Origin of the sequence: Paenibacillus tyrphae, from assembly GCF_000722545.1 — a bacterium.
Classification (GTDB): domain Bacteria; phylum Bacillota; class Bacilli; order Paenibacillales; family NBRC-103111; genus Paenibacillus_G; species Paenibacillus_G tyrfis.
In genome coordinates this window covers 1-13927 of the sequence record NZ_JNVM01000041.1, presented here as the reverse complement: position 1 = coordinate 13927, position 13927 = coordinate 1, and the positions used below count along the sequence as shown (strand labels likewise).

General features: G+C 50.5%; 13 protein-coding genes. 9 read left to right on the top strand and 4 right to left on the bottom strand.

From position 1 onward, the window contains the following. Nucleotides 1–74 precede the first annotated feature (74 nt). The 4 genes from jag to rpmH form a co-directional block, all read right to left on the bottom strand. Nucleotides 75–692 carry an RNA-binding cell elongation regulator Jag/EloR gene (jag, locus tag ET33_RS31700; RefSeq protein WP_036691758.1) on the bottom strand — a complete coding sequence of 206 codons (618 nt, stop codon included), beginning with the start codon at nt 690–692 and terminating at the stop codon, nt 75–77. A gap of 12 nt (nt 693–704) precedes the next feature. Beyond that, on the bottom strand, nt 705–1439 hold the full coding sequence (gene yidC / locus ET33_RS31695; protein WP_036691755.1) for a membrane protein insertase YidC: 735 nt from the start codon (nt 1437–1439) through the stop codon (nt 705–707). Nucleotides 1440–1554: 115 nt separating this feature from the next. Further along, complete coding sequence (gene rnpA / locus ET33_RS31690) at nt 1555–1920, bottom strand: ribonuclease P protein component (protein ID WP_036691752.1); 366 nt, start codon at nt 1918–1920, stop codon at nt 1555–1557. 116 nt (nt 1921–2036) lie between these two features. After that, complete coding sequence (gene rpmH / locus ET33_RS31685; RefSeq protein ID WP_010502230.1) at nt 2037–2171, bottom strand: 50S ribosomal protein L34; 135 nt, start codon at nt 2169–2171, stop codon at nt 2037–2039. A 506-nt stretch (nt 2172–2677) separates the two neighbouring features. On the opposite strand from rpmH, the gene dnaA reads away from it, so the two are divergent. From dnaA to ET33_RS31640, 9 genes are all read left to right on the top strand, one after another. Beyond that, nucleotides 2678–4048, top strand: coding sequence for a chromosomal replication initiator protein DnaA (gene dnaA, locus ET33_RS31680; RefSeq protein ID WP_036691747.1), 1371 nt, complete (start codon nt 2678–2680; stop codon nt 4046–4048). A 210-nt stretch (nt 4049–4258) separates the two neighbouring features. After that, nucleotides 4259–5401, top strand: a complete 1143-nt coding sequence (gene dnaN / locus ET33_RS31675; RefSeq protein ID WP_036691744.1) for a DNA polymerase III subunit beta — start codon at nt 4259–4261, stop codon at nt 5399–5401. Between the two features lie 17 nt (nt 5402–5418). Beyond that, nucleotides 5419–5634 carry a S4 domain-containing protein YaaA gene (gene yaaA, locus ET33_RS31670; RefSeq protein WP_036691741.1) on the top strand — a complete coding sequence of 72 codons (216 nt, stop codon included), beginning with the start codon at nt 5419–5421 and terminating at the stop codon, nt 5632–5634. A gap of 98 nt (nt 5635–5732) precedes the next feature. Next, entirely contained in the window at nt 5733–6839 is a 1107-nt protein-coding gene (gene recF / locus ET33_RS31665; protein WP_036691737.1) for a DNA replication/repair protein RecF, read from the top strand. 29 nt (nt 6840–6868) lie between these two features. Beyond that, nucleotides 6869–7117, top strand: coding sequence for an extracellular matrix regulator RemB (gene remB, locus ET33_RS31660; RefSeq protein ID WP_010502242.1), 249 nt, complete (start codon nt 6869–6871; stop codon nt 7115–7117). 58 nt (nt 7118–7175) lie between these two features. Further along, entirely contained in the window at nt 7176–9086 is a 1911-nt protein-coding gene (gyrB, locus tag ET33_RS31655) for a DNA topoisomerase (ATP-hydrolyzing) subunit B (RefSeq protein ID WP_036691730.1), read from the top strand. Between the two features lie 10 nt (nt 9087–9096). After that, entirely contained in the window at nt 9097–9960 is an 864-nt protein-coding gene (locus ET33_RS31650) for a polysaccharide deacetylase family protein (RefSeq protein WP_036691728.1), read from the top strand. Nucleotides 9961–10023: 63 nt separating this feature from the next. Then, entirely contained in the window at nt 10024–12507 is a 2484-nt protein-coding gene (gyrA, locus tag ET33_RS31645; protein WP_036691724.1) for a DNA gyrase subunit A, read from the top strand. A gap of 156 nt (nt 12508–12663) precedes the next feature. Continuing rightward, the gene (locus tag ET33_RS31640; RefSeq protein ID WP_036691721.1) at nt 12664–13731 is read left to right on the top strand and encodes an HD-GYP domain-containing protein; all 1068 of its coding nucleotides are present in this window, start codon (nt 12664–12666) and stop codon (nt 13729–13731) included. Nucleotides 13732–13927: the final 196 nt, after the last annotated feature.

Below are 13927 nucleotides of genomic sequence, written 5' to 3'. Positions count from 1 at the left end.
CTATCTGACTTTCTTCGTAATTAAAGAAAAAGCAATGAGGTCATTACGGACATGACATCATTGCAATGTGGCAATCAACGTAAAACGATAACGATTCGACGGTTCGGCTCGTCTCCTCGACTGAACGTGCGAACCTTGTCGTGCTGCTGCAGCCAAGCGTGAATCACCTTGCGCTCCGCAGGCGACATCGGCTCCAGCACCACTTCCTTGCGCGTCCGGACGACGCGTTCCGCCAGCCGGTCGGCCAGCTCCTGCAGCGTCTTGGTCCGGCGCTCGCGGAACTGCTCGGCGTCCAGAACGATGCGCACATGACGGTCCGAAAAGCGGTTGGCGACAATATTGACCAAGTACTGCAGCGCATCCAGCGTCTGGCCGCGGCGCCCGATCAGCATGCCGAGCTCCGAGCCGTGCAGATGAAGCTGCGTACCGTCTTTGTCCTGCTTTTGTTCGATCCGCACATCCAGCTTCATGCTGCGAAGAACTTCCTGCAGGAACGCGACCGCTTCCTCGATCGCATCGGGCAGCAGTTCAAGCTCCACCCGGGCGTCCTTCGCCCCGATGAGGCCGAACAAGCCCTTGGAGGGCTGCTCCAGCACACTGATCTTCACTCGTTCCTCCGGCACGCCCAGCTGCCCGAGTCCGTTTTTGACAGCCTCGTCAATCGTTTTACCCGTAACCACGATTTTCTTCATATCATCGCACCCTTACTTTTTAGATCCGCCCTTTTTATTAGGTACACCATAAATAAAGTAAGATTGAACAACGGTGAACAGGTTGCTGTATACCCAGTAAAGCGGCAGCGCCGAAGCGAAATTCATCGCCATCACGAAAATAAGAATCGGGAAAATAAACATCAGGCTTTGCATTTGCGGGTTCATTTGCGACGACATCATTTTTTGCTGCAAGAACGTCGTTAGCGCAGCCAGGATCGGCAGGATATAATAAGGATCTTTCGTACCGAGCTGCATCCACAGGAAGGAATGCTCGCCGATGTGATGGTTGCGCATGATCGCGTTGTAAAGCGCAATCAAAATCGGCATCTGCACAAGCACCGGAAGACAACCGGCAAGCGGATTGACGCCTTCCTTCTGGAACAGCTTCATCGTCTCTTCCTGCTGCTTCTTCGCATCGTCTTTATATTTTTCCTTCATCTTCTGCAGTTCCGGCTGCAGCTCCTGCATCCGCTTCGAGCTTTTGTATTGTTTCAACGTCAACGGCAATATAATGAGCCGGATAATAATCGTTACGACAAGAATCGATAATCCGTACTGCCCTCCGAACAGGTTGGCGAACCAGTCGAGCGTATTGGCCAATGGCCCTACGGCATACTTGTCCCACATGCTGTTGTTCGGGTCGATGGGGGCGTTGGCGGGGCTGCATCCAGCCAGCAGCAGCAATACCGACACGAGCGGTATATATTTCAGTAATCGACGCGTCAAAAGAGTATCCTCCCAGTATCATCTTTTCCAATAATCAACTATATCATATCTTTGGACACAAAGAAACCGATCCTCACGAATCGCCTGCGCCGGAGGCAGCGAACCATCGCAAAGCTCAGTTGGGTCCCGGAGTATTTTCTTTACGCAACAGTAGCGACGCGCGTTTGAACACGTGCAGTACGCTCTTTTCCATCTCGTGATAAGACATTTCCGCAGCCGGCTTCCGCGCAATGATAATCAGATCATGCCCTCCCGGAATCCGGGCAGCGTTCAATCGCACGATCTCCTTTAAAAGGCGCCGGATCCGATTGCGCACAACGGCGTTGCCGACCTTCTTACTGACCGAAACCCCAAGCCGAAACGAAGCCTGCTGCGGCTGCGCTTTATAATACAGAACGAACTGGTGATTCGCAGCGGATTTGCCGTGACGATATACCTTATCGAAATATTCTCTTTTGGTCAGTCGGTTTTTCTTTTCCACGAGGCATCGCTCCATTTGGTCAATCCTTGGGTCGCCTAGGCTTCCCTATCGTTCGCGAATTTGTCCCGATTTAAACGAATGCAACAAAAAAGACCACTTGGAAGTGGTCTCTCGTCTTATGCGCTCAGTACTTTTCTTCCTTTTAGACGGCGAGCAGCCAATACTTTACGGCCGTTCTTCGTGCTCATTCTTTTACGGAAGCCATGAACTTTTTTGCGCTTTCTAACGTTCGGTTTGAAAGTCGGTCTCATCTATCGTGCACCTCCTCGAAGGATTTCGTTCCCAATCCCCAAAAATACCTTTTTACATTAAACCACTTTACGTGTCAAAAGTCAACTTCCAGCCTACAAAAAAGTTATGCACAGACGCCGGCCAAATTCGACCATTTCTCCCCTGTGAATAAAAAAATCGCGTTTTCCACCGCCCTTGTCGAATTGTAAACAGATTATAAACAATATCTAGTGCTGTTGATAACTTATATACACAAGGTCTTGGGTATGTGGATAATCCCAAACATTCCATTGCGAACGCGGGTCTTTTTTGATATCATGAATATGTTTTCTTTTGTGGATACGGATTTTTTTCAACAATGTTATCAACAGCCTGTGGATATCTCTGTGAACAATTTTCAGTGCCTCTGTATAATGTAATTTTCGTAAACCTGCACATTGTGGATAGTTTCGACAGCATCTGATTTTTTTCTACAGGGTCGCGGCTTATGCCATACCGGTTATTTTTTTGAAGGAGTGAATAGATTGTGGAAAGCCATCCCAACGACCAGTGGCAGCAAGTTCTTTCCATATTGCAAAAAAGGGTGAGCAAGCCAAGCTACGAGACGTGGCTGACTTCCACAAGAGCCGTGGCATTCAACGATTCCACGGTCGTCATCTGTACCCCCAACAATTTTTCCCGGGAATGGCTTGAAAACCGGTACACCAAACATATAAAGGAAGCCGTATTCGATTACTGCGGCAAGCAGGTCGAATTAAAATTCATCATCGAGTCCGAAGACGAAGCCGATTCGTTCAGCCGCTCTTCCTCCCCGTCAACCATTCCTGCAAGCGCGCCGAAAACTGCCGTTTCCGAGGAAACGGTAAGCCACATGCTTAATCCCAAGTATTTGTTCGATTCATTCGTCATCGGATCGGGCAATCGCTTCGCTCATGCCGCTTCGCTCGCGGTTGCCGAAGCGCCGGCCAAAGCATACAACCCGCTGTTTTTGTATGGCGGCGTGGGACTGGGAAAAACGCACTTGATGCATGCGATCGGCCATTACGTGCTTGAGCATAATCCGAGCGCCAAGGTCGTTTACATCTCGTCCGAAAAATTTACGAACGAATTCATCAATGCGATCCGGGACAACCGGGGGGAAAGCTTCCGCAACAAGTACCGCAATATCGACGTGCTTCTTATAGATGATATTCAGTTTATTGCGGGAAAAGAATCGACGCAGGAAGAATTTTTCCACACGTTTAACGCGCTGCATGAAGAGCGGAAGCAGATCATCATCTCCAGCGACCGGCCGCCGAAAGAAATTCCGACGCTCGAAGAACGGCTGCGCTCCCGGTTCGAATGGGGGCTCATCACGGACATTCAGCCTCCGGACCTGGAGACGCGGATTGCCATTTTGCGCAAAAAAGCGAGAGCCGAAAACCTGGATATTCCTAACGAAGCGATGGTCTACATAGCGAACCAGATCGATTCGAACATTCGGGAGCTCGAAGGCGCTTTGATTCGGGTGGTCGCTTACTCGTCGCTTATTAACGAAGACATTACGTCGCATTTGGCGGCCGAAGCGCTCAAGGATATTATCCCGAGCAGCCGTCCGCGGGTGATCACGATTCATGACATCCAGCAGAAGGTCGGCGAATTTTACGGCTTGAAGCTGGAGGATTTCAAAGCGAGGAAACGAACCAAAACCGTGGCTTTCCCGCGGCAAATCGCCATGTATCTGGCCCGCGAGATGACCGACTTTTCACTGCCGAAGATCGGCGAAGCGTTCGGCGGACGCGATCATACGACCGTCATTCATGCGCACGAAAAAATATCCGCAGCGCTCAAGTCCGACCAGGAATTATATAAGATCATCCAGAACCTTACCGAAAAAGTGAAAAATGTGACGATGTAACGATTGGCGTCTAATTCACTGCCCTCAATCCACAACTGAATAAAGGGGAGCCTATGCACACACTTATTCACATGTGGATAGGCTCTCTTTTTGCCTTGTTCACGCATTTATCCACATATCCCGAGGCCCTACTACTATTACTATAAAAAAACATGTAATATAGAGGTATATGCGCGACTCTCCCATTTTAGAACCCGTAGGAGTGAAATTATGAAGTTAACCGTACTGAAAGAATTTTTAAATGAGTCGATTCAGCACGTTTCCAAAGCCATTTCCAGCAAAACCACGATTCCCATTTTAAGCGGAATTAAAATAGACGCCGATTCCACCGGTATTACGCTGACGGCCAGCGATACCGACATTTCGATTCAGAGCTTCATTCCCAACGAAAAAAATGAGCTCCAAGTCATCGATCTGAAGAAATCCGGCAGTGTTGTGCTCCCTTCCAAGTTTTTCGTGGAAATTATCCGCAAGCTTCCGGCGCAGCAGATTGAGATTGAGGTCAAAGACCATTTCCAAACGACGATCCGTTCCGGCTCTTCGGAAATTCAGCTGGTCGGACTCGATCCGGAGGAATATCCGATCATGCCGGGCATTGAAGAGAACAAACGGATTCAAATCCCGAGCGATCTGCTTAAAACGATGATTAAACAAACGTCGTTTGCCGTGTCTACGAACGAAGCGACGCCGATTTTGACCGGAGTTTTGTGGACCATTTCAAACGGGAAGCTGAAATTTACCGCCTGTGACCGTCACCGTCTGGCTTCCAGGGAAACGGCCATCGATACCGATGTCGAGTTTTCTCTTAATAATGTTTCCATATCTGGGAAAACTTTGAATGAACTGTCCAAAATTCTGCCCGATCAAAACACAATGATCGATGTCGTGTTCGCTGAAAATCAGGTGCTGTTCAAAATGAGCTCGATTCTTTTCTATACCCGTATCTTGGACGGAACGTATCCGGATACGTCGAAGCTCATTCCGCAGGCGTATCAGACCGAGCTCGTTGTCAACACGGACAATCTGGCGGACGCAATCGACCGCGCCTACCTGCTTTCGCGGGAAGAAAAAACGAATATCGTGAAGCTCGTCATGCACGAGGACCAAACCATTGAAATTTCCTCAAGCTCGTCCGAACTGGGGAAAGTCACCGAGGATCTGACGACGGCCAGCCTTACAGGGGAGCTGCTGCGCATTTCGTTCAACTCCAAATATATGCTGGATGCGCTCAAAGTCATGGACAGCGAGCAGATTCATATCGGTTTTACCGGTGCGATGCAGCCGATCATCATTCGTCCCGACGAAAATTCGAGCCTGCTGCAGCTTATTTTGCCGTACCGGACTACAGGCTAAAGGAGCGCCTTTCACGGATGAAAAATATCGGCATTCGCACCGAATATATTACGCTCGGGCAATTTTTGAAGCTCGCCGACTGTATTTCCACCGGCGGACAAGCCAAGAGCTTCCTGCAGGAGGCTACCGTCATCATCAACGGCGAACCGGATAACCGCCGCGGCCGCAAGCTGGTGGCCGGCGACATCGTCAACGTTGCGGGCTGCGGCGAGTTCCAAGTCATACAAGAATAAAGCCCGGCATATGCTTTCGAAGTTGGCATTGTTTCGCAAGCCCAAGCACATGCTTTCGAAGTCGGCTTTGCTGCGCAAAGCCCTTAGGAGGAACTCTTTTGCAGTTAAAACGGCTTTCATTGCAGGATTACCGTAACTACGACCAGATGGAATTCCAAACTGACAACATGGTCAACATCATTGTCGGACCGAACGCGCAAGGCAAAACGAACCTGCTCGAATCGATCTTCGTGCTGGCGTTGACCAAATCCCACCGGACGCATCAGGACAAAGAGCTGATCCGGTGGAACGCTTCCTCCACGCTGCTGCACGCCGAAGTCGAAAAGCGCTACGGTACGGTACAGCTCGATTTATCCATATCGCAACAAGGCAAAAAGGCCAAGGTGAACGGGCTGGAGCAAAAAAAGCTCAGCAATTTCATCGGGGCCTTAAACGTCGTTATGTTCGCGCCTGAAGATTTGGAGATCGTCAAAGGCTCTCCCGGCATCCGCAGGCGCTTTCTCGATATGGAGATCGGGCAGGTCTATCCGTCCTATTTGTACGACCTGTCGCAGTACAACAAAATATTGCAGCAGCGCAACAATTACTTGAAGCAGCTGTTTTCCTCGCCGGGCAAAGCTTCCATGCTGGACGTATGGAATGAGCAATTAATGCAGTTTGGTGTTAAAATTATGAAAAAACGTCAAAGCTTTATAAAGAAGCTGCAAGCATGGGCCGAAAAGATCCATGCCGGCATTACGAACGGCTCCGAGCAGCTTCGCATCGAGTACGACTGCACCTTGTCCCACGCGCTGGAACAAGAAGACGCTGTTTTATTTGACTATTTTATGATAAAGTTATCACAGGTGAAGGATCAGGAGCTTCGCCGGGGCGTGTCGTTGGTCGGGCCGCACCGCGACGATCTGCGATTTTATATCAACGACAAAGAAGTGCAGACGTTCGGCTCCCAAGGGCAGCAGCGGACGACGGCTTTGTCGCTTAAGCTGGCCGAGATCGAGCTGATCCGCGAGGAGGTCGGCGAATATCCCCTGCTCTTGCTCGACGATGTGCTCTCCGAGCTTGACCGCTACCGCCAAACCCAGCTTATCGAGACGTTTCAACGCAAGGTCCAAACCTTCATAACAACCACTGGCATTGAAAGCATAGATTTGTCAAAACTGGAAAGCGCTTCTGTGATTCAGGTTCGGGACGGAAGCTTGACATAGATAGTTTTGCCGATAAGGAGTGGGTCAGCGTGTTTATCCATTTGGGCGGAGAAAAAATTATTCGCGCCGCAGAGCTTGTCGCCATTTTTGACCTTTCCATTGAGAAATCATCGAAAATATCGAAACAATTTATAACGTATGCCAATAAAGACAAGAAGGTGGAAGTCATCGGCGAGGAGGAAAGCAAGTCGCTCGTGGTGACCCAGACGAAAGTATACTATTCTCCGATTTCGTCCATGACCTTGAAGAAACGGGCTCATCATCTGTTAACGAACTAGATTTTTTGAAACGCTTCGTAAGGAAGCTTTTCTTAACTACGGAAAAGTGGGTGTCTGCATGTCTGTGAATCCAGGTACAACTTATGACGAAAGTCAAATCCAGGTGCTTGAAGGTCTGGAGGCCGTTCGCAAGCGTCCGGGGATGTATATCGGCTCGACGAGCAGCCGCGGCCTTCATCATCTGGTATGGGAAGTCGTCGACAATAGTATAGACGAAGCTTTGGCAGGATACTGCACCAGAATCCATGTCATCGTTCATCAGGATAACAGTATTACCGTTATCGACAATGGACGAGGCATTCCGGTCGGCGAGAATCCGAAGCTGAAAAAATCGACGGTAGAGGTCGTCCTTACCGTGCTTCATGCCGGCGGCAAATTCGGCGGCGAAGGCTACAAGGTGTCCGGCGGCTTGCACGGGGTAGGCGTCTCCGTCGTTAACGCTCTTTCCAAGAAGCTGATCGTGGAGGTCAAGCGGGAAGGCAAGGTGCACCAGCAGGAATATCGTTACGGTGCTCCGCAGCATGAATTGCAAGTCATCGGCGAGTCCGATGAAACGGGGACGATAGTAACGTTTTGGCCCGATGAACAGATCTTCACGGAAACGACGGAGTACTCGTACGAGACGCTCCAAGCGCGGATTCGGGAGCTGGCGTTCTTAAATAAAGGCATCGAAATTACACTGACCGACGAACGTACGGACGTATCCCAATCGTTTTTCTATGAAGGCGGGATCGTTTCGTTCGTCGAGTTTTTGAATCAGCACCGGGAAGCGCTGCATCAGCCGATCTATGTCGAAGGGCAAAAAGACAATATCCAGGTTGAAGTCGCCTTGCAATACAACGACAGCTATACGGAGAACATTTATTCGTTCGCCAACAACATCAACACGCACGAAGGCGGTACGCACGAGTCCGGCTTCAAAAGCGCATTGACGCGCATATTGAACGATTTTGCGCGGAAATTCAATGCGATTAAAGACAGCGACGCCAATTTGACCGGTGACGACGTGCGCGAGGGAATCACCGCGATTATTTCCGTCAAAATTCCGGAACCGCAGTTCGAAGGCCAGACGAAGACGAAGCTCGGCAACAGCGAAGTTCGCGGCATTGTCGAGTCGCTTTTTGCCGAGAAGCTGCAGGAATTTATGGATGAAAACCCGACAGTAGCACGCAAAATCATCGAGAAAGGCGTTCAGGCGCAAAGAGCTCGGGAAGCCGCACGGAAAGCTCGTGAGCTGACGCGCCGCAAAAGCGCGCTCGAAGTCAGCTCCTTGCCGGGAAAGCTGGCCGACTGTTCCTCCAAGGACGCTTCGATCAGCGAAGTGTATATCGTCGAAGGGGACTCCGCCGGCGGCTCCGCGAAGCAAGGACGCGATCGGCATTTCCAAGCCATTTTGCCGCTGCGCGGTAAAATTCTTAACGTGGAAAAAGCGCGTATGGACAAAATTTTGTCCGACAACGAAATCCGGGCTATCATTACGGCGCTCGGTACGGGAATCGGGGAAGATTTTGATATTGCCAAAGCGCGTTACCATAAAATCATTATCATGACGGACGCCGACGTCGACGGCGCCCATATCCGGACGCTGCTCCTGACGTTCTTCTACCGTTACATGCGCAAGCTGATCGAAGCCGGCTACGTCTACATTGCCCAGCCACCGCTTTACAAGCTAGAACGGAACAAAACGGTGCGCTACGCTTACAACGACAAGCAGCGGGAAACGATCTTGGCCGAATACGGCGACGGCGTTAAAGTAAATATTCAGCGTTATAAAGGTTTAGGCGAGATGAATCCGGAGCAGCTGTGGGAGACGACCATGGACCCGGAAAGCCGTACGATGCTTCAAGTCAGCATTCAAGATGCGATCGAAGCCGATACGATGTTCGATACGCTGATGGGCAGCAATGTCGAGCCGCGGCGCGACTTTATCCAGCTGCATGCCAAATTCGTCCAGAACTTGGATGTTTAATGGCTCAGCCATGCGACATTTGAAAAAATACGGCTTGCTGTGGCTGCTCTCGGCAGTCGCTTTGCTGCTGCTCGTCCCGGGCATGTTCCAAGTACGCGGAACGGACGTCTGGTACACGGACCGGGTAGCGGTCATCGCCTATCACCATATCGACGATCACACACAGGGCGACGTTACGATAACGACGGCGCGCTTTCGTGGCCAACTAACCGATCTGCTGCAGCGGGGATACCATTTCATATCGCTGCAGCAGTTTCGCGATTTTATGGCCGGCGGGCAGGTGCCGCCCAATGCCGTGCTGGTCACGTTTGACGACGGATACCGGAGCTTCTATACGAATGCTTACCCGATCTTGAAAGAACTGAATATTCCTGCCGTGAACTTTGTTATCACGAAAGATCTTGAGCATCCCGATCAGAGCCTGATTCCCTCGCTTTCCAGGGATCAGATCCGTTTTATGACCCGGGAAATGAAAGACATCGACGCCCAGTGCCACTCGGACAGTCTGCATGATCGGGGGCCTAGCGGCAGCCCTCTGCTGACCGGCCGGCTGCCAAAGGATGGGGGCCTCGAAGGGACGTCGCAATACGAACAGCGGATTACGGATGATACGAAAGCATGCGTCAACAAGCTGAAAGAGCTTTACGATCGCCCGGTGGATGCTTATGCGTATCCATTCGGCTACTATGACGAGCAATCGGTCGCTTTGCTTCGCAAGGCAGGCATTCGTTACGGTTTTACGACGGCAAGCGGCTTGACCGGCCGGAATGCGGACCCGATGCAAATTCCGCGTATTAACGCAGGCAGTCCATTTGTTAAAGAGAACTCATTGAATAATTTAATTATTAAATCGATTGCCCGTAAGTCTTCATAGCAACGTCTTATACCTTTCATAGCAGTAGTTCTTAAGAGCAGATAGCATGTAGGAGGGGTACACATGTCGGAAGAATCTCGTTCGCAGATTAGAGAAATCGATATCGGCTCGGAAATGCGCACCTCCTTTATGGATTACGCAATGAGCATCATTGTCAGCCGCGCTCTGCCGGATGTACGGGACGGGCTTAAGCCGGTGCATCGTCGTATTTTGTATGCGATGTCTGAGCTGGGTATGGCGCCGGACAAGCCGTATAAAAAATCCGCCAGAATCGTCGGCGAAGTCATCGGTAAATACCATCCGCATGGCGACTCGGCCGTTTATGAAACCATGGTCCGGATGGCGCAGGATTTCTCCTTGCGCTACATGCTCATCGACGGCCACGGAAACTTCGGCTCCATCGACGGCGACATGGCCGCGGCCATGCGTTACACCGAAGCGCGCTTGTCCAAGATTGCGATGGAGCTGCTTCGCGACATCAACAAAGAAACGATCGACTTTGTGCCTAACTACGACGGCGAAGAACAAGAACCTGCTGTCCTGCCGGCGCGTTTTCCGAACCTGCTTGTGAACGGAGCGTCCGGGATCGCGGTCGGTATGGCAACCAATATTCCGCCGCACAATATGATCGAGGTCATCAATGGTGTCCAGCAGTTGATCGAAAACCCTGATGTGACGCCGCTCGATTTGATGCAATCGATCAAAGGCCCCGACTTCCCGACCGGCGGCTATATTATGGGCCGCGAAGGAATCAAGCAGGCGTATGCGACCGGACGCGGTTCCGTGACCATGCGCTCGAAAGCGACGATCGAAGAAAACGGCAATAAAGCGCGGATCATCGTGCACGAGCTGCCGTATCAAGTAAACAAAGCCCGGTTGATTGAAAAAATCGCCGAGCTGGTCCGCGATAAAAAAATCGACGGCATTACCGATTTGCGTGACGAATCTGACCGCAACGGGATGCGTATCGTCATCGAGCTGCGCCGCGACGTGAACCCGAATGTTGTGCTTAACAATTTGTATAAGCATACAGCGATGCAGTCGAACTTCGGTATCATCATGCTTGCGCTCGTGAACGGCGAGCCAAGAGTGCTTAACCTGCGCGATATGCTGTTCCATTACTTGGAGCACCAGAAAGTCGTTATCCGCCGCAGAACCGAATTCGAGCTTCGCAAAGCGGAAGCGCGCGCGCACATCTTGGAAGGACTCCGCATCGCCTTGGATCATTTGGACGAAGTCATTGCCTTGATCCGCGGGTCCCGTACGACCGAAGAGGCCCGTGACGGCTTGATGCAGCGCTTCAGTCTCAGCTTCGATCAAGCCCAGGCGATTCTGGACATGCGTCTGCAGCGCCTCACCGGGTTGGAACGCGAGAAGATCGAAGAGGAATATGCCGAGCTGCAGAAGAAAATTGCCGAATTCAAGGCGATTCTTGCCGACGAGAAGCTCGTTTTGAATATCATCAGCGAAGAGCTGAACGAAATCAAAGAGAAATTCGGCGATGACCGCCGTTCCGAAATTACGATCGGCGGAGACAGCATCGAGGACGAAGACTTGATTCCTCAAACCGATGTTGTCATTACCATCTCACATACCGGTTATATCAAGCGACTGCCGGTATCGACATATCGCAGCCAGCGACGCGGAGGCAAAGGCGTGATCGGGATGGATACGAAAGACGACGACTTCGTGGAACACCTGTTCGTAACAAACTCGCACCATTATTTGATGTTCTTTACGGACAAGGGGAAAGTATATCGTCTTAAGGCGTATGAAATTCCGGATCTAAGCCGTACCGCACGGGGAACACCGATCATCAACTTGATTCAGATCGAACAAGGCGAGACGATCAATGCGGTTATCCCGGTCGAAAGCTTCGATTCCGACAAGTATTTGTTCTTTGCGACGAAGAATGGCTTGGTGAAGAAGACGCCGCTTGACGATTATTCCAATATCCGCAAGGGCGGACTCATTGCCATTACCCTTCGGGAAGACGACGATTTGATCGGCGTCAAGCTGACGGACGGCAACCAATCGATCATTATGGGAACGAAGCAGGGCATGTCCATCCATTTCCCCGAGCAGGAAGTCAGAGCGATGGGCCGGGGCGCCACCGGCGTCAAAGGGATTCATCTCGACGAGGGCGACGCGGTCATCGATATGGATGTCGTGCATGAGGATAACAGCGTGCTGATCGTAACCTCCAAAGGGTTCGGTAAGCGCACGCCGGTTTCCGAGTACCGTCTCCAATCCCGCGGCGGCAAAGGGATCAAGACGCTTAACGTGACGCCGAAGAACGGTCCGGTTGTCGGTCTCAAGATTGTCCAGGAAGAAGAAGACCTCATGATCATTACCGCTTTGGGCACGATCATTCGGACCAGCATGTCCGGCATCTCGCTTATGGGTCGTAACACGCAAGGGGTCAAGCTCATTAACATTCGTGAAGAGGACGAGGTATCTACCTTGGCTCGTGTGGATAAGAGCGAGGAGCAGCCGGAGCTCGAAGAGGGCGAGGATGCTTCGGAAGGCCAAGAAACGCAAGAATAGCAAAACCTTTAAATATTTTAGACGAAAGATGAGAAGAATGGGGCTTACATCCCCATTCTTTTTCGTTTATAATAACAGCATATGGGTCTAAAGTATTATTTTTATTGAAAATCTTTGATCCGCGGAAGCTGACAAGAGGTAAGGTGAGGGAATCCCATGGTAACCGTTCCTGTTTCCCAATTGAAACCCGGCGAAAGAATTATCGAGAATGTGCTCACCAAGTTTAACAATATTTTGTTCATGAAAGGAAAAATCGTATCGGAGCGCGATCTGGATATTTTGCGGGCATTCCTCATACCATCCGTTCAGATCGAATCCAAAGACGGGGAAGCGGAGCCTGACGCGCAGGAAGCGACGTCTGAGGAGCAAGCCGACAACGTCCTGCCTTTTCATGAGCACTATCATAAAATGCTGCATTTGCTTCGCCGCGTATTTAATACTGCCGCATCGGGAGGACATAACCCGCCGATTCTGGACATTCGTTCGACGCTTGAAGCGCTTATTAAAAATATTAACCAGTATAACGTGCTGACATTCAATCCGCGTCACTTTCAACTGAATGATTTTATTTACCACAACAGCATTATGGTTAGCTTGACCTCCTATCTTTTGGCCAAATGGCACGGGTTATCTTCGAAGGAGTTAATGCAGGTTGCGCTTGCCGGATTGCTGCATGATATCGGCAATGCCAAAGTGGACGCCGCCATTTTGTTCAAGCCTACCAAGCTTACCGCCGAGGAAGCCGAAGATATGAAGCGGCATACTATTATCGGCTATAACATGTTGAAGCTTGTTCCGGCGATCAACGAAGGGGTCAAGCTGTGTGCCCTCCAGCACCACGAGCGGGAGGACGGTTCCGGGTATCCGCTTGGTATTCATGGCGATAAAATTCATGTGTATTCCAAAATCGTAGCCGTTGCCGATATGTTCCACGCTATGACGAACGACCGTTTTCACAAAAAGGCTGTCTCGCCGTACCTTGTTTTGGAGCAGCTTCAAAAAGAGTCGTTCGGCAAAATGCAGCCTGCTATCATTCAGACGTTTATAAGCAAAGTAACCGCATTCCACAATGGCATGCTTGTCCGACTGAGCGATAACCGGCTTGGCGAAATCGTGTTCTCCGACCGTACGCATCCGACGAGACCATGGGTTAACGTGAACGGCAAAATCATTAATCTTACGGTAGAACGCCATTTGTATATTCAAGAGGTTATTCATAAATAAAAAAATTCGGATCAAGGCTTGACTTTAGATTCGATCATATGTTACATTAGTCTTCGCCCCTCAAAAGGCGAAGATTTTTTTCTCTCCCACATCATCTTGGTAGAAAAAAAGTACTTGCAATTGAATAGGCGAATGTGATATATTAATTAAGTCGCCGCTAAACAAGGCGACAAGGAAATTGCCCTTTGAAAACTGA